The following is a 17,500-nucleotide window of genomic DNA, read 5'->3' on the forward strand; positions in this document are numbered from 1 at the left end:
ATTATCCTCCGAAAGATGCGCTGACAAATTCGACTATTTGAGGCGCGGCAAACATGATGAGTGTTCCCATTAAAGCCGCGAAAAATAAAAAGTTATTGCCGATGGCCTTCTGCCATCCGGCCACAATCAAAAAAATAATGGCTAACGGTGTACAGATTGCCTGAATTTTACTTTGGATATCGTCAATGCTGTCCTCCAAAGCGGCAAGCGCAGGCGTGGAATGAACCAGCACCAGTCCCGCAGCCAGAAAAAAACACTGAAAGTAGCCGGATTTCAGAATTGTTTTTAAGGTGTTCATTGCTTTTCCTCCTTGTTGGTTGGGTTTTTGGAGTATGTTTTGTAAAAACTCTCTAACGTCACAAATTGAAAATACAGGCCAACTTCAGAGAGCTTCCCCGCTATTGCCAATTTTTCCTCTACTTGTGTAAGCTCTTCCCTGATAAACTCGTTCTCACAGATATAAATGACGTTTTTGTTGCCAACGTCATGCCTCTGGGAGTAAGAACGAAATATCTCTTCATAACGGTCTTTGTTCTTTAAAGTACGCTCGTATTCAAGAAAGAATTTTTGACGGGTTCCATCCGTGCGCCGTCGCCAGAAAATCGCATCAGGTATCTTTGTGTTAGCGATTCTCCCCCCTATGGGCGACGGTAACGCACGAATGAATTTTTCTGACAACCACTGGTCAATAGCTATATTAGAGGTCTTCTCTAATGCTATGCGGATCCGGTTGATTTCTAGATTGTGTGGGACTTGGTATAGAAGAAGCGGCTTTACTTCAAGGGCCGGGATATTAGGGAAATACGTCTTTAAGAGATCAAATAATTCAGGTTTATCGATATACCAAACACCGTGCTTAATATGACCAAATTTCGCATGCCCAATTTCAAGTTGGTGCAGAGTTACGCGGATCGTGGCAGATTTGTTATTATCAAATAAAGCACGGTTAATATCATCAACCGTCACAACGCCCTGTTCAGCGATGAATTTAAGAATACGAATTTTTTGAGGAATAAGCGCCATAAATTCCTTAACAAAAAAATACCCCTTGAGAGAAAAATCCTTCAAGGGGGATGAAAGAAATTAGGGTAGCGACGGCTAAATTTTTAAGAACTGTACTGCTACAGGGGATTTTTTACGACTTTAACCGACTGGGGGTATCGGATAATTTTGATTAATCATCAAATTATAGTGAAAGAATAACACATAATTTGGTTTTGTCAAGCACAATTTTTCGGTAAGTCAACAATATTTTGATTTTTCTTCAATATTAAATTTATTGGTCTTCAAACCATAATACAGACAAAATTAGTTCATCTAAAATTTACTATGTCAAAATATTTTCGATTCTCTGCCTCCCTCAACTATGCAACATCTAACCGTTTAAGAGCCCATTGCCCTAACTTTTCGCAATAAGCATCAATATCGTGACACTTAATACTTTCTTTTCTGTGCGTCCAAATTCCTATCAAACGCAAAAAATCATTGTAATTCGAAATAATTTTAAGCCCTTCAAATTTATCTCCGCAGGGCGACAAATATCGCATATCTCCATGATGATCATAGCCCAAGAATTTCTTTGCACAATTGCGAACCTTTTCCCATGGTAATAAATACATAATTTCAAAGATATATGTTGGAGGACTTATCGGAACAATATCGTAGGCATTAACAACACGATAAATGGGGGGTTTGATATCCTCGCCAAATTCTTCATTCCCAACCTTAGGACTGCCATACGTATAACATGCTGCCAAGTTATCAGAGTTTAAAGCACGTGTCGCAATCAAAGCCAGCGCTCCACCAAGAGAATGCCCTGTCACGTACAATGCAAAATCCTTTAAAATATCAACAGCATTATTAATGTCCGTCTCAACACATTTAAATGCCCTATAAAAACCATCATGAATCTTCACACCATTTTGATCTTGATAAAAATTTACTTCCAAGTCTGTCACAATATCCCGAGGATCTTCCTTTTGCGTTCCCCTAAATGCCAACACCGCCATTTTATCCTTGTCTCTCTTGACCAAAAAAGCTTGAGTCCCATCACAATTAAAGGATCGAACTAATTCAAAGTCCGCTTTTAAGAGTGCGGTTTTTAATTCAGCATCGCTAGTCTCAAATATTAAATATGCCAGCCGAGACATTTCTGCCATGAGCCAAGCCGTACGATCACTATATGCAGCTCTCTTTATTGGAGGAGTCAATAATTCTGGGTATTTAAAATAATCATCCATCCTAGTAATCTCTCTAACAGTTGAATAAGTAGAACTTATTCATTACAAATTATCTGAAAATCCGCTTCGGCAGTCTTTTTAAGATAAAGCTCTGTAGCCCCTAATAATTTTAAAATATCATCCGTTACCTGAGATTTCTTAAGCCCTGGTTGAACAATGTGAATCTCAAAGGAGATCTTCGAATGTCTTGATTGTCGTTTCAATCTAATGAGTTCTTTCCACCCGCCTTTTATAAATCTTGTTTTCCCTTCTTCTTGCCATTTTGCTTCGCGACGTCTCAAGTGATCCATAAAGAAGTCAATGCCATTATGCTTCCATCTAATAGATTTTTGAGCTTGCCCACACAGTTCATAAAAATCTTCAATTCGAGCGCCCGGCGTATCCTCAGAAGAAAATTTACAATGAATAAGGCGTAATTTAATTAAATTATCTGATTCCTTCCGTAAGGCTACAATGTCTGCGGCTTCTCTAGCTCCATCGTCATTGATAATAATGTCAAAATCTTCGCGAATCTTTTCAATCATTTTGTACTGAATACTATCGCTCTTGCGCTCTTTCTCCTCAGATTCCACTTTAATATTTACACCACTCCAATCCTCTAAAATTAATAAATTTGAGTCATAAACACCTTCACACGTCGCCTTAACGTAATAATTGTTGTAAGAAAATGACCCGTCACTATATGTGACCACAAAAGGATCTTTCACAAGATAATCAATTAAGGCGACCTTAGCACCTCCTCCTATCTTGACCGAAATTTCCGATCCTTCGCTAAGAGTATATCGATACCCATGAGGATCAATCTCCAAAGCGTATATTGCAAACGTATTTCCTGCAGAAAGCTTAATTTTAATAGGGCCATCGGCTGAATAATCGTGAATTGATAATTCGACGTCATAAATCTTTTGATCGCTACTTCCAAAAGATACAGCAATGCGTTCTTCGGCATTCCTGATAATTCCCTCACCCCATTCTATGGAGAGAGGAACCAATTTAGGTCTTTCTTTAATTTCTTCCGGCCGCAAAAACTGCTTAATTATTTCATTTTCTTCGAGCTGATCATTTGTAAGCTTACTTGCAATATGAAGACACCAGTTACGCCAATCGGCTATCGTTCCTCCCCCACGCCCCCAAAGCTTCCCCTTTCGTGAAGAACATCCATAAGAAATCTTTTCACCATCTTCATAGCCCCAGCCAAAAATATTATTCAATTCGGACTCAGATTTTTCTACCTGCGATAATCCCACAGCTACATCAGGGCCAAAATACATTGTGTATCTGATCGTTCCCGATTTAGATGCCCCAAGATTACTGACCATGGGTCTTTCAACATTTGAATACACTCTAAATACCGATGGCCCGCTTAGCAATTGAACACTTTCACCACAAACTGCCCGACATAATGCATTAGTATTAATGGCATCATAATTACTGGAATGCAAAAACAACAATTGAAGTTCTTGGTTCCAATGAACTATAAAGAGATCGAATAATAAATTCTTTATATCTCGATATTTTCCCCAAGAAACATCATCCTGTTTTCCTAAAACAAAAACTAATATCTTTTCCGAATTGCTAATGGCTGGCCAACAATCACATTTCTTAGGAATTACTCCCCTAAATTGTTCCGGAGTCCAAGAAGTACACGTGGTCTTGTAAACGACCATCGAATTGGAAGGCCTTAAATTCCAGAGTGGAATATTCTTAGTTAATTCACCTGAAAAACTACCTATAACATTTTGAAGTTCTATTGTTTTAGCAATTGTTGATTCACTATGGCGTTGCAAAAGGATATTCCAATCAGAATCCTCGGCATAGAGATTTTCTAATCCTTTTTGCACTTCAATATCAGCAATGTTTACCACCGCACTTGCATTACCTAATCCGGAACCGATTCGGGTAAACCTTCCAGTAAATTGTAAAGTTATAGCAAGACTTTTATGGATATCGTGAATAGCTGCTATTTTAAAATTGGGCAGATCAAAACCTTCTCCTAACATATCCACACATACAATGATTCGCGAGGCTCGATCATGAAGTGATTTTAAGGCATCTGCCTTTTTCTTGCCTTTTAATCCGGAATAAAGAATCACTGGATTATGTTCTGAACCTTTTTCTTGATATATTTTCAAGACTTCGTCGGCCTTTTTCTTGTTACTGACTCTTGCCATTAATAAATGGTCGTAACCATTCTTTATATCTTCATTTAAAATGAATATTGCTTTTTCTGCGACCTTAAGATCTGACAGGTCTTCATCAAATTCCTCAACAGGAATAAGGCCAATTTTCTTAAAATAATTATTTTGTTGAGCCAAACTGAGTGGATAATTGTAGATTATTTCGCCACCAATCTGTTTCTTGTCATTACGGAATGGAGTCGCAGTAAACTGTAGAGTGGGCTTACCTGGGAACAAATCAACTATCTGCTTCCAAGTTTGCGCGGCAAGATGATGTGCTTCATCAATAAATAAGTGTGAACAAAGCTTTGTAAATTCGGACTGAACATCGGGAGGAAGTTTATTAAAAAGGCTAGGAGTGGTTATTATTACATTGGCTTCTAAGACAACCTCTCTTGCCGTTTCTACAGAATTTATACCTTGCTGTAAAAGCAGAACTTTTGGCTTTAATACAGATTGATTAATTGCACCAATCTCGAATAACTTACCAAGCCTTACAAATTTCTCAAATAATTGTTTTCTTAAAATATCTGATGGAACTATAACTAAAATTCTGCCACATTTACGATATATCAGCGTAGCCAACATTGTCTCAGTCTTGCCAGTACCTGTGGGCATAACTACCATTGATGGCTTGTCTTCAACCGTCCACCGAGCTGAAATTGCATGAAGAGCACCTAATTGTGGTTGTCTTAACCCTGCCTTTCCAGAATTGACATCTTCTTCTACAAAAGAAAATCCATCTTCCCACGTCTGACGAATTTGATCCGACGAATAATTTTTCCCCAAACAAGGATGCTTCATCCATACAAGAACTGTGCTCTTTGAGAGTTGATTTATATCGTTAAGTTCTCCTTTTGTTTTCAAACAAAATTCATGGGTATCATTTTTAAAATGTGCTCTAGGGAGGCACAATAAATATTCTCTTTTCGACTTATCCTTTAAAATATATTTCTTTGTAGATTCCCGAAAAACTTCAACCTGATTGACTTGATCGACCTCTGCAATGTGCAACAATAAATTCCTTCCAACTCTTTTTTCAAAAAGCTTTAAGGCTGGAATCTTAATATTGCATGTGCGAATTGAAGAACCCGTCATAATATTTAGAATAAAACTTATTCTTCCTCAAATGATCTTTTTTCCACATCTAGCTTTTCTCAAACTCCGCATTCTTGAAACGTAAGACGTTGGAGTTTTCCTTGACCACCCGTTGAATTTTCTCGTCGAAACCGTTGGCTGACTCGGCCTGAACTTCAATTGAGATTTTCATCTTCGCATCGGGCTTGATCACAAAGTGCTGAATAATTTCATCCACTATCCTGGCAAATTCATACTTAGCGCGAACCGGATCGAGTTCGACCGTACCATAGAACCTCTTCTTCAAAACTGAACCACGTCCCACCGGCGCCTGCCCGGTTGAAATCTTCGAACCATCCAACCCTTTGGTTGGTTCGGCAACTCCTCCGGTCGGTTGTAAAACTTCTTGGGGCTTCTCATATTCAGCGGCATATTTTGCGGCCGATGACGGCTCAACCAGCAATAAAGATCCATCGAGGATCGGCGAACCACCGGCGCCAAAAACGAAACCAACAAATTTCGTTCCGTCTTTGCCATAAGCAAACCCGAAGAAGTCCTTAGTCCCTGCTCCTGCGATCAAGGCATTTCTAAAAACACCGTCATCCCGCAACCGTGGTAAATAAAGATAGCAGCACATCTTCTGCCAGACATCCATTGCGCCGACTTCTTTCGCGTCCGATTTCCAAAACCATCTCTTAAGAAGAGCGGCCAAATGAATAGGCGCCCATTCCGAAATCAAGAGTTCGTTTTCACGCAACACGCGCTCGATCTCGACCGAAAAATTCGCTGCCCCTGGGTTAACTTGAAAATGTTCCCATTGAATATCCGATAGACCTTTGCCGTTGCGATCTTCCTGCATAGGCGCCAACACCCATTTATAGGCCTCGCGGATCATCCGCCGGATCGCGTCTCCCGCCTCTTCGAGATACTTCTTTGCCTGCCGGGTCTGCAACTGATCGAGATTCAACTTCATTTCAGCTACATCATCCACTATCGACTGCCATGCAAGCATTGTCCGGACCTGATCCTTTAACCTGCTAATCGTATCATTATCCGCTGCCAGGAAAATCAACCGGTTCTGCTTCTGGCGCGGCTGCTCGCCACGGCTCCTCAATATCTCTTGGGCTCGTTCGACCGCATTGTTAACGGTCTTTCCAAACGAAGCATCCGGAGGCAATACAACCAATCGCAATGACCAATCATCGGGGATATCGCTGCTGCCGGTAAAAACATGAACCCCACCGAATGTTCCTTGACCTAAAGCCCGTTGTAATTGATTTCGGATAACCGGGAAAACTTCTTCCTTTTCCTTCTCGATAAATCGACGCTTGCGTTCTTCCATCTCACGGCGCAAGTTGGTCCGGGTATCAAACCAAAAACGATCGCTCGAACTGTTGAGATAGTGCAAAGTGTCGACCAGCCTCTTCAATGCATCCTTGTATAGACCTACCTGTTGCCCGGGCTGGATACAACCCAGCACCACATGTAAGGTATCTACTCCTCTGACGCGCTGACTCGAGTTGGATGGTGCGCTCCCTAAAAAGATGGTCCGCGCCACGCGTCTACAAGCTTGGACACTGCCAAATCGCGTATCAAATTTTTCAATACTGGTCGTCTCCGCGCGTTCACCGTCGATATCCTCTTCCAACACCGGATCCCATCCCTGAGGGAGATAATAAATCGCCTCATTCCGGACATCGGCATCGTAAAGCGGGATGTTGCCGGGCTGAATAAGATAATCCTTGTTTCCATCGCTCCAAAGGCGGTGAATGACCTTGGCCATAAATTTTAAAACGCCGCGCGTCCTTTGGAAATTATCCAAAGTCGACCAATCGCTATAGAGTCGATCAAATACCTCCGGATGAATCGGATAAGCCTCAACCAATCGATCATAATATCGACTCTCTTGTGTCTCCTGCGGAAATTCGGCTCCATTAGCTATATATTCATCCGCATAAGCGCGGCACACAGCCTCCACCGATGACTTGTCATTAATGCTCGTGAACAATCGTCGTCGAACGATTTCGAAGGCCTCCTCGGTCGCCACCGGTTTCCAAATTGCCTGAACACGTGCAAAATAATGTTCAAGAGAATGTAAAGCGTTGATCCCACGTTGACTCCCGGCCTCTTTATCCGATTCCGGTAAAGATGCCAACAAAACGGCGTTTGGCACTGCCTTCATAGCCTCGGTCAAGGCCTGCAGAAACGAAAGATTAGAATCAAATGTGCCTCCGGCAAACGATTTTCCCTCTTCAAATTGCCGAATATAAGCGACCAGTTCATCGATCAAAATTGCACATGGCGCATATGTCGATATCAACTTGATCAAAATTTCTTTACCCGGTGAAGTGCCGCTGGTGTCCGCATTTTTGACCAATTCGTATCCTTCATCGCCACCCAATTGCCACGCTAACTCACCCCATAACGTATTTACAACAACACCGCCTCGTTTCTTGGAATGATTGGGAGACATTTTGATACCATCCAACACCGCGACCTTTGCCTTCGGTAAATCTTTAATTTGGGCATTATCCAATATCGATGCAATACCTTGAAGATTTCGAGCCACTATCTCTCCCTTGGCAATATGGTATACAGCAAGGATAGTGTGCGTCTTGCCGCCACCGAACGCTGTCTGCAACTGAATAACCGGATCCCCACCGCGGCCAGAAAGCCGCTTGACCACAGAGTCCAAAAGTAAACGCATGCCCTCTGTAATAAATGTACGTTTAAAAAATAGATCCGGATCCTGATACTCTGCGGTCGCTGTCCCATCGTGAACGCGAGAAATATCAGCGGCGAATTCTGCCTGCTGAAATGTTCCTCTTAAAACATCCTCGTGGGGTACCGCGACTTCGCGCCAAGGTTTAAGCGACATTGACCTCTCCTGTGTTGAATAAGTCTTTTTGTTTTTCGGCATTTTCTGCCGCATGAGACGCGTTCTCGATAGCCTCCCATGAGGTAATTAATTCGTTATATGCTCGGGCGTCATCCGCCCAGCCTTTACGTTCACACAAAGTATAAAGTCGATAGGCAAGTTGACGGGTGGCCTCGCTTTTGGTAATCATTCGTGATAAAAGGAATCCCGCTGCCGACTCCCCGTCAGAACGAAGCGCGCGAATTAAATGATGCAGGGTTTCCCAAACAGGAATTCTCTTATCTGTAGCTGGATTCCAATCACCGGGATATTCAGAAAATTTAAGCAAACGAACCTTGCCAGCTTTGGCCTCAATCACACCCGACTCACGAACGCCTTCAACAGTGGTCCCTTTGGCACGCGCCAAAACATCCGCCTCGCCAAACTTATTTTCACTCCAACCAAATGTCTCAAACCAATGCAAACAAAACTGTGTATCGTGATCAAAGTCTTCTTCAGCAAGAAAACGATTAATTAACTGCAATGCTGTTTTAACGGACATCAGCTTGCCATCAGCCTCTATCACAGCAGAATATTGAGAAAAAATTGCCATACCGGGGCCAATAATTGATTGCGAAAGATCAACTGGCGCCACCGGTGAGTTCTTCTCGCCACGCGTCATATCAATTAAAGCCTCAGGTAAAGATGCATTTAATTCCTTCAGGAAATCTCGACGAGAAACAGTAGGCGCGTTAACTGATCGTTTACGACAAACAAGAACAATGCTAGAGGCTAGAGCATTTGTGCCTGAACCAATCATGCGATTACTAAGCTCAGTGCGCATGGGCCAAGTACCCGTAATGGCAAGTCCAGCACGTAACACAGCTTCTAAGAAAGTTTCCCAACCTGTGCTTGATGTGCCTTTTTCGTCAGTAGTTTCCGATTGCTTAAAAGCATAATAAATTGTTAACGGGAAAGCTGGATGTGATTTAATTGCAAAATTATGAACAGCTCTTGTCATCCCATCTAAGAAGAAAGCTTCAGCTTTCTCTTTACTACCATGACGGTATGGCGCGGCTATTAATTCTTCAGTCTTCGGAACAGCCATCGTAGCGTAAAGATTTGGAAATGTTTGCATCAAGCTACGGCGTATCCAAATATAAAAAAAATCAGATAAATCCGCATATGCGATGTTGTCGTAGTATGGAGGATCAGTAGAGATCACCTTTAAATCCGAAACAGATTGAGATTGTGCATCAGCCTGGATTGCTACTCCCGCTTGCTTTGCGGGTGTTGTTTCGAGAGCTTTCCAAGTCCAATCAATCATGGCCATCCAATTGCCGGTCGACTCACAAAAAGGATTAGCTTCTGCATAATCCCAAACCATAGGGATAGCTTGACGCCCGAATGTATTGCGCATCTTCTCACCTGACTGATGCCAACTACAAATCGAAGACCAATAATCTGAACATTTGTCAACACCGAAAGCCAGATATACACCAACCGCTTGAGCATAAGCTGTTGCTCCAGTCCCACCATTGTCTAAACTTTTTCCGTCGTCTTCCATTCCAGAAGAAACTGCATCTTTTTTAATTTTTAAAACTGTTTTCTGCACTAAATCAGAAAATGTAGTCAGCGCCACCAATTGGCGGGGTGAAAAAAGTTCATGCCAATATTTAAACCCATAGCCGCGTCCACTCAATAAATCCTTACTATCTTGATTCATTTCCATCTCGGGACATCCAGAAGGGGTTGCCTCACCGGCACTAGCCTCATGTTCCAGGGTGGGGGAAAGATAAATTCGGCCTTTGGGACCCTCAACTACAACAGCCATTAACCGTGCATCTGAACGCTTCTCTTTAAATTCTGTTCGAATATAATTTTGCTCAATAGGAGAATTAGATAATAAACAGCGAAAATTTGCGCCACGTGCGAGTTTTGTTCCATTCTCGATTAACTCAATATTCTTCGGCTTCCCCATGCGAACCACAAAACGATACGTATTACCTTCAACTATTGGTTCCACGTATGCTTCTTTTCCTTCTTTAGTAGAAAGAACAAAAGTCGACGCCAATGGAACATCTGCATGAGAATAAGCAGGATTTGGACTTTTAACTGTTCGAGTCCATAACCATGCAATAACTGTGAATTTTTTTCCAACGAAATTTATCAAATCTGGTCGTTCTTTAATCATTTCCCTTTTTATTTCGAGTTGTGGATATAAACGTCCAATTCGTTTATATGCTTCCACCTGCATCCATTTGCCATAACGGCGCACATCTTCAGCCAATCCTTTTGCCCCTATCCATTTTTTTTGAAAAAGCTCTTGTTTATCACCTGATGGTAATGGGCCAACCGGAGGAAAATCGGCAAATTTGGGTGGAATCTCAATCATCGCTTTATTGATTGTTACAGCCACCGGGTTAAGATCAGAAGCATATGACTCTAGTCCCAATCGCTGTGCTTCAAGCGGAATTGCGCCACCTCCCGCAAAAGGATCATGGAACGCTGGTAATTTATCGCGATTAAAAAGTTCATTGGCCTGCGGGTGATCTTTATTAAGTTCACATGTTTCACGCCAACTCCTTCTAATCTCCACTCGTGCGCGTTCTAATATCTCCTCATCAGTTGTACTTTCCCATTTAACCAAATCACGAATGATCTGAAATAATCGCTCACGCTCTTTCTGTGCCGCATCCTTTTTAAGCCCACTCTTAAGGCTACGATCATATCCAGGGTCATTGACCATCTGGGCAAAGATCACTGCGCGTGCCGCAGCCAGCGGCCGTCTAGCCCACCACAAATGAAGTGTAGAAGGATGCCCATGTCGGATCGATTTCTCCCTCACGGCCGCGATATTGATATCATCAAGCGGAAGTGCCACTTCAATTAATTTTTTCGGAGACTTAATTTCCATTCGCAAAAAACCTCTATCTCGATATTTGTGACACTTTCAATAAATCATCGATAGAATAATTTATGCTGGTCACAGCCCAATCCGGTTCAATTTTAAACGGACGTTTAATATAAAATGGCCCATCATATCGATCACCATCCACCAACACGATGGCCAACACAAATTTGTCTGACTGATTCAAACCGTACAAGATTTCATTACGAGTGACCGTGATGCTCTCCTCGCCCTTGGCCCGGCCTTTAACTTCGATATGCCGGACTGCATCCAGATCGGGAATACCTATCCGTGGCCGCGAGGTAATATCCCAACCGCATTTCTGCTCGGAAACGTCGAATATCTCATAGCCCTGTTTTTCTTCCATGTCCATCACTGCTTTCATGGCAATCATCTCGACTTGCTTGCGCATCGCCGCATCTACGATGTTATCGGTCTTCCCTTTTTTCTGTGCCAAAAGCCCGGCCGGAATTACTAACGCCCCGCCCAAAACCACCGGTGTTGCGGATATCACATGGCGCATCGTCTCAAGTTCCTTTTTACGACTCTCCAGTCTAACCGTTAGCTCATCGATAGTGCGCCGAGCATTATCTAAATTCAAACGGATATCTTTTCCGGCCGCCACATCCTCCTGCAACTTAATATACCGATCAGACCAATAATTTATTTCCTTCACTAAGCGTTCAGTAACGGCAGACAGAGTTTTGTCAACCATCTTCTCTCGCCGTCCACGAACCTCCTCAAAATGATCCGGAACCAATTTAGTTGAGGCATATCCAATCGCCGACTGTTCCAAATCCTGCGCAATCCACTGTCCTTTAAGGACATCTTGAATCAAAGCGAGATCGCCCTCACTGATTGGTTGGAGGTCGAGATGCGGCGCCCAGCCAGCATTGATCGCATCTCGATTTTGGTCGATCTCGACAAATTGAATCCTTCTCGATATGACCCTATTAGCGGAGCCGCCTTCTTTGACCGAATGATCGACCAGATATAGAATTTTAGGGTCACTGCCCGGATCCGCAAGATCAACTAAGACCGCACCCTGCTTCAGTTTGTTCCGATGCGCTTCAAGCACCAAATCGGTCACAGACTGCATCAGCGGATGACCGGGGTGAATCAAGCTCGCCATGGGCTTGAACGGCACGCGAACAAGATTCTTTTCAAAACAAACGCGTTCATACCGTTTCATTACCGGATCGTTATTCCGTCTATCACGACCTGCAATCTGGCGATCACGCTCGCGGATACTGGCGGGAACATGCGTGATTTCATATCGGCCATCCTCACGTGATTTCATTTCACCACCGAATTGCTGAAATGCTTTATTGAAAAAAGATCGAACAAAGTACGGTTGAAGTTTTCTTGCCTCTGCCTTTTCCATCTCTTCCTTGACTGCAAAAAGACGCTTCTCATCCATGACCTCTTCACAAAGAGCATTGCGGCTCATGACATCACGGATATGCTCATAATCCAAAGCGCCTTCCACCTGGCGATCGAGCCGGGCCTTGACGGCAGGATCATCTCCATATCTAATCGCCCTGATAAGTAAATCCTTAAGACTGATTTCTTCAAAAACTTCACCAAGTATGTCGAATACACGGCCGCCCAAAGCTTTTCTTATAATTTCAAGCTTCTCGAAAAGCCGAAGGAACACATCGCCCTCGCGAGTTCCCGCTGCCACCATATTCCAAAGATGACAAACTTCCTCCTGTCCGATGCGATGAATGCGGCCGAACCGCTGTTCAATCCTGTTTGGATTCCAAGGCAGATCATAATTGACCATCAAATTGGCATTTTGAAGATTAATACCTTCACCAGCGGCATCGGTTGCGATCAATACACGCACGTCTTTGTCGTTACGAAAAAGTTCCTGAACCTTACGCCGATCCTCTCGTTTGACACCACCATGAATAGTAACTACTGCACCAGAGTCCCCGATGACGCCAGATACCCGTTCGATCAAATAATTTAATGTATCCCGATGTTCGGTGAAAATAATCAATTTGCGCTGACGACCTTCCGAATCTCTCATTTCGGGAGTACCTTGAAGCAACTCAGATAATTTTTCCCATTTACGATCATGACCAGAGTGAAGCACTAAACGTGCCTGATCGACAAGGTGTTCTAAAATGTGGGTCTCCGCTTCTAATTCTTTCAACGTTTGCGCCGCCGTGGACTGATCGACCACGGTTTCTTCAAAATCTTCGTATTCATCGCTGGCCATTTCATCCGGTGAATCCCAAACATCTTCCGGCGCCCGTCCTTCATTGACTGTATCCAAGGCCAACTGACCGCGCTGTCTCAGTTTTTCATCTTCAACACGCTGTTTAAGTTTTTTATGACGCCTCTCCAGTGACCGATAAATCGCTTCCGGACTGGAAGCCAGACGCCGCTGAAGTGCTGTTAAGGCAAACCCAACCGTCCCCTTGCGGTTCTCATCCTGCAAACGCTCGGCCCTATTCATCTCTTCTTTAACATAATTAGTAACGGCCGTATATAAAGCCGCTTCTTGCGGGGAAAGCTCATATTTGACCGTCTCCGCCCGACGCTCTGGGAACAATGGCTTCCCATCAAACTTGAGCAAATCCTCCTTAACCATCCGCCGTATTAGGTCGGTGGTATCGACCTTGTGCGCACCATCGCGGAATTTTCCATAAAAACGATCGGAATCTAAAAGTGACAAGAAGAGCTGAAAATCCTCCTCCTTACCATTGTGCGGTGTGGCCGTCATCAATAGAAGATGACGACAAATTTCCCCGAGTAATTTACCAAGCTTGAACCGTTTTGTTTCTGAGATTTTCGATCCCGACCACGACGCGGAAAGTTTATGAGCTTCATCTACGATAATCAAATCCCATCTCGTCATCCGAAGCTTTTCTTGAAGATCTTCATTACGAGAAAGCTGATCGAGACGGGCTAAAAGAAGATCGCATTCGTCAAAGGCATTACGGCCGGTGCGGGTTTCTTCTTGCATGTCCCTGCCAAATATCTTAAAAACAAGTCCAAATTTTTCATCCATTTCATCTTGCCATTGCTCCACAAGACTTCCCGGCGCAATAACCAAAATTCTACGGGCATCGGCACGCATAAGAAGTTCGCGCACAAAAAGACCGGCCATAATTGTTTTACCGGCACCGGGATCATCCGCTAAAACATAACGAAGTGGTTGACGCGGCAACATTGATTCATAAACGGCAGTTATCTGGTGGGGTAAAGGTTCTACGTTAGAAGTGTGTACGGCCATCATCGGATCGAAAAGGTGAGCTAAATGGATTCGGTAGGCCTCCGTAGCAAGTTTAAAATCCTCGCCTGGTGCATCGAAAGACCAAGGGCGTCCGGCTTCTGCTAAAAACAAATTTGGCTCATCGCTCCGAAAGAGCATGCGCTCGGATAATTTACCATCCGCTGTTTTGTAATAAACAGTGATCGCGTTAGTGCCGACAGGTTCGGTCGTTACAATGCGGACTATGTGATCGGGTTCTATACCTCTGATCGATGAATCTTTTTTGATGTCCTCAAGCTTAAGCATGCCGTTATCTATTTTCCTTTTTACCGGATTTCTTCGACCAAACATAAATCTCATCCTTACGAAAGCGCCACTGACCACCAAATTTAAAAGCCGGAATCTTTCCATCCCGGCTAAGGCGGCGTATAGTATATGGATGCAGTTTTAATGCTTCCGCAACTTCTTCAACAGTATAAGTTTCGACTAATTTTTTCATTTTAAATATATAACAATATGTTACATATTATAACAGGTGATTTCTTTGCATCAATGAAAAATATTTCAGGGAAATAATAAACATCCGGCAGCCGTAATGATCAGCGAAAATTCTTCTTTAAAATAGATTTTAATCAGGCAGGCCTCTGCCGATTATTACATAAATTAAAATTAACTTACGGCAGAGGATTAACACAAATTAAACACAAAAAGAGACACGAACCCGCGAGGGTTTAAGTTTTTCGCCAGAGGCGAAATGCTTAAAGTGTCTCTTAGTGAAAGTAAGTCTTTGCCGAAGGCAAAGTCTTACGAAACGATTTGTGTTTAATTTGTGGAGATGGTGGGCAAGGCGAAGACGCAGCCAGCCGCCTGCCCCGCTTTAGTCGAAAAAAAAAAACGAGCAGTTTAACGACATGCCCAGGTCGCCCCAATTACCCCTATTTACCATAGTGAAATCAGTAATTCCCTCCCTTCCTGCGTTTCCGCATTTATTGATCCAACCAACTCCTCCAGCAAGGCCTCTCCTTGCGGAGTATCAAAGTCGATGAACTCCATTCCCCAAAGAGGATCAACTCTTCGGAACTGTTTTAAACGAGCATCAACCGTATACCCTTTGAATGTCGGTAATTGTCTGATCATGTCGATTTCTCCTTTTAGTTAAGTGATTTAAGTAAAAATTACGGGCAGTTTAACGACATGCCCAGGTCGCCCCCATTAAAGCTGGCGGAACACGTAGACCTTGCATCCTTCTGCCTCTGCGGAGAAATAATCGCTGATAAATAGGTCACGGGCAAACTTCTCATAGTCGATGTAGAATTCCAGATGTTTAGGGATCTCCATCGTGTCCCTTGCCAAGTCTTCGGCAAAGTCTTCCTCCGAATCCCATTCACCGCTGTACGCCTCTTCAAATCCTTCTTTGGTGGCGTACTTCAGACCCACATGATCGACATAAGCGCACCAAGCCGGACCGTATTCTTTAATCATTGCGGCTATTTCTGCGACTGTTTCAATATCTTCAGATTCAGACAATCGAAGACCTTCAAAGCCTTCATAATCGTGTATTGCCCATTCTTCTGCCCCTCCAACAGGGCTTTGTGCCAGAATATCCTTAATTTCAGCATGGATAGCTTCAGCAGATTTATTTGCGTCGATCCATTGCCCGTGCAAGAAGCCGTTATTGTAAGCGGCTAAACAGGCAACGTAGATTTTTGGTGTTGTTTGGGTGGTTTGCATGGCGCACTCTCCTTTTTGTTCGTTTTTGATTAAAAAGACCACCGTAAGTCAAGGGCTTTAGAGCACGAGTGGATGCGTGAGCGGATGCGCGAAGCCATCCTAGCGAACCATCCAAGCGAGTGCGTCCCTTGACTAGGTGGTATAATCAAAAAACCAAGAACAAAAAGGATGTTGATTGGGCGGGAATATTACTTACAAAACTTTAAGAGGGTGTGATACGAAAACCATCCGTACGAGATATATTGAGGCGGGTAGGGTCGAACAAAAGCGCGACCCCAAAATCAGCTTTTAAAACCTTTACTTTTTAACGATCTGTATCAAATCGGCTTCCTGCTCATAACCTTTCAATTTACAGATTAAATAACCTAATCTGTAATTTACTCCTTCGCTCATCAGTCGCCAATTTGTGTCATTCAAAGCCTTCTTCAGAATCCTTTGAAATGTCCAGACACTGATATATTCTTCTCTTGTAGATTTCTCATCTTGAACAGTCAACGGAACGATTACATGCTTATCGATTATTGGCTTATCAAATGATAGATTGATATATTTTTCTTTTTCCAGAACCATTTTAAGGAATTTTTCCAATTCAACTATCGTCAATTTCTTTAATTTCATGGCCTCCTCATAAGCTGGATCAGCCTTCTTTTGCTCCCTTTCCTTCAAAACTTCAGCAAACTCTTTTAGCCTATTTGAATCTAGTATGTATTCTACCCCTTCATTATCAGACAAACAAAAATCAGCCCGGCGCTTCTCTAAAAGCTCCTGATCCTTCTTTTTCTGCTTCTTCCTTTCAATATCATCTGTGTCCCATTGATCCATTTCAGATTTACTCAACCTTGCTCCTTTTAACTCATATTCTTGCCCATCCTCAAAGACCCCTCTCCTCTTGCCACATTTTAGACATTCAAAGAAAAACAAGACTCTTAAAACATTGATATCAAGTTCATTCAAATCCTTAAACGTTACCTCCATTGTCCCCTGACACTTTAAACATTTAACATCCTTTGGAACATCAGTCCTATTTAATTTCTCATCCCTTTTCTTATCTGCTTCAATCCATTCATCTAAAACTTTCCTCTTACTCCGATACCTCTCCCCCTTTGCAAAATGTAATTGAATTACCTTTCCCAACTTAACCATCCCAACTTCACCTTCTTTTAAATCTTTAATCTTATTAGCCCACTGCTTTTCAATCCTTAGACATTCCTCTACCGTCCACAGGTCGTACAAATCATCATAATAACTCTCACTTTTGAGATATTTGATCATATATCCTTT

General features: G+C 42.8%; 11 protein-coding genes. All 11 read right to left on the reverse strand.

Annotation, left to right across the window (positions count from 1 at the left end; all coding sequences use genetic code 11):
• Window position 1: 1 nt before the first annotated feature.
• On the reverse strand, window positions 2–298 hold the full coding sequence (locus Q8Q08_10005) for a hypothetical protein (protein ID MDP2654350.1): 297 nt from the start codon (window positions 296–298) through the stop codon (window positions 2–4).
• On the reverse strand, window positions 295–1,068 hold the full coding sequence (locus tag Q8Q08_10010) for a hypothetical protein (protein ID MDP2654351.1): 774 nt from the start codon (window positions 1,066–1,068) through the stop codon (window positions 295–297). The genes Q8Q08_10005 and Q8Q08_10010 overlap by 4 nt, the downstream gene beginning before the upstream one ends.
• 296 nt (window positions 1,069–1,364) lie before the next feature.
• Complete coding sequence (locus Q8Q08_10015; protein ID MDP2654352.1) at window positions 1,365–2,240, reverse strand: lipase family protein; 876 nt, start codon at window positions 2,238–2,240, stop codon at window positions 1,365–1,367.
• Window positions 2,241–2,275: 35 nt separating this feature from the next.
• Window positions 2,276–5,515 carry a DEAD/DEAH box helicase family protein gene (locus tag Q8Q08_10020; GenBank protein MDP2654353.1) on the reverse strand — a complete coding sequence of 1,080 codons (3,240 nt, stop codon included), beginning with the start codon at window positions 5,513–5,515 and terminating at the stop codon, window positions 2,276–2,278.
• Between the two features lie 49 nt (window positions 5,516–5,564).
• Window positions 5,565–8,372, reverse strand: coding sequence for a DUF499 domain-containing protein (locus Q8Q08_10025; protein MDP2654354.1), 2,808 nt, complete (start codon window positions 8,370–8,372; stop codon window positions 5,565–5,567).
• The gene (locus Q8Q08_10030; GenBank protein ID MDP2654355.1) at window positions 8,362–11,268 is read right to left on the reverse strand and encodes a DUF1156 domain-containing protein; all 2,907 of its coding nucleotides are present in this window, start codon (window positions 11,266–11,268) and stop codon (window positions 8,362–8,364) included. The genes Q8Q08_10025 and Q8Q08_10030 overlap by 11 nt, the downstream gene beginning before the upstream one ends.
• Before the next feature lie 13 nt (window positions 11,269–11,281).
• Window positions 11,282–14,794: a helicase-related protein gene (locus Q8Q08_10035; protein MDP2654356.1), complete on the reverse strand. Its 3,513-nt coding sequence runs from the start codon at window positions 14,792–14,794 to the stop codon at window positions 11,282–11,284.
• Window positions 14,795–14,798: 4 nt separating this feature from the next.
• Window positions 14,799–14,987 carry a helix-turn-helix domain-containing protein gene (locus tag Q8Q08_10040; GenBank protein ID MDP2654357.1) on the reverse strand — a complete coding sequence of 63 codons (189 nt, stop codon included), beginning with the start codon at window positions 14,985–14,987 and terminating at the stop codon, window positions 14,799–14,801.
• 440 nt (window positions 14,988–15,427) lie between these two features.
• Window positions 15,428–15,625: a hypothetical protein gene (locus Q8Q08_10045; GenBank protein ID MDP2654358.1), complete on the reverse strand. Its 198-nt coding sequence runs from the start codon at window positions 15,623–15,625 to the stop codon at window positions 15,428–15,430.
• 75 nt (window positions 15,626–15,700) lie between these two features.
• Window positions 15,701–16,219, reverse strand: coding sequence for an antirestriction protein ArdA (locus tag Q8Q08_10050; GenBank protein ID MDP2654359.1), 519 nt, complete (start codon window positions 16,217–16,219; stop codon window positions 15,701–15,703).
• Between the two features lie 297 nt (window positions 16,220–16,516).
• Window positions 16,517–17,491: a hypothetical protein gene (locus tag Q8Q08_10055; GenBank protein MDP2654360.1), complete on the reverse strand. Its 975-nt coding sequence runs from the start codon at window positions 17,489–17,491 to the stop codon at window positions 16,517–16,519.
• Window positions 17,492–17,500 lie beyond the last annotated feature (9 nt).

The organism is Candidatus Omnitrophota bacterium (genome assembly GCA_030688425.1).
In the GTDB taxonomy this organism is placed as follows: Bacteria; Omnitrophota; Gorgyraeia; order Zapsychrales; family JANLHA01; genus JAUYIB01.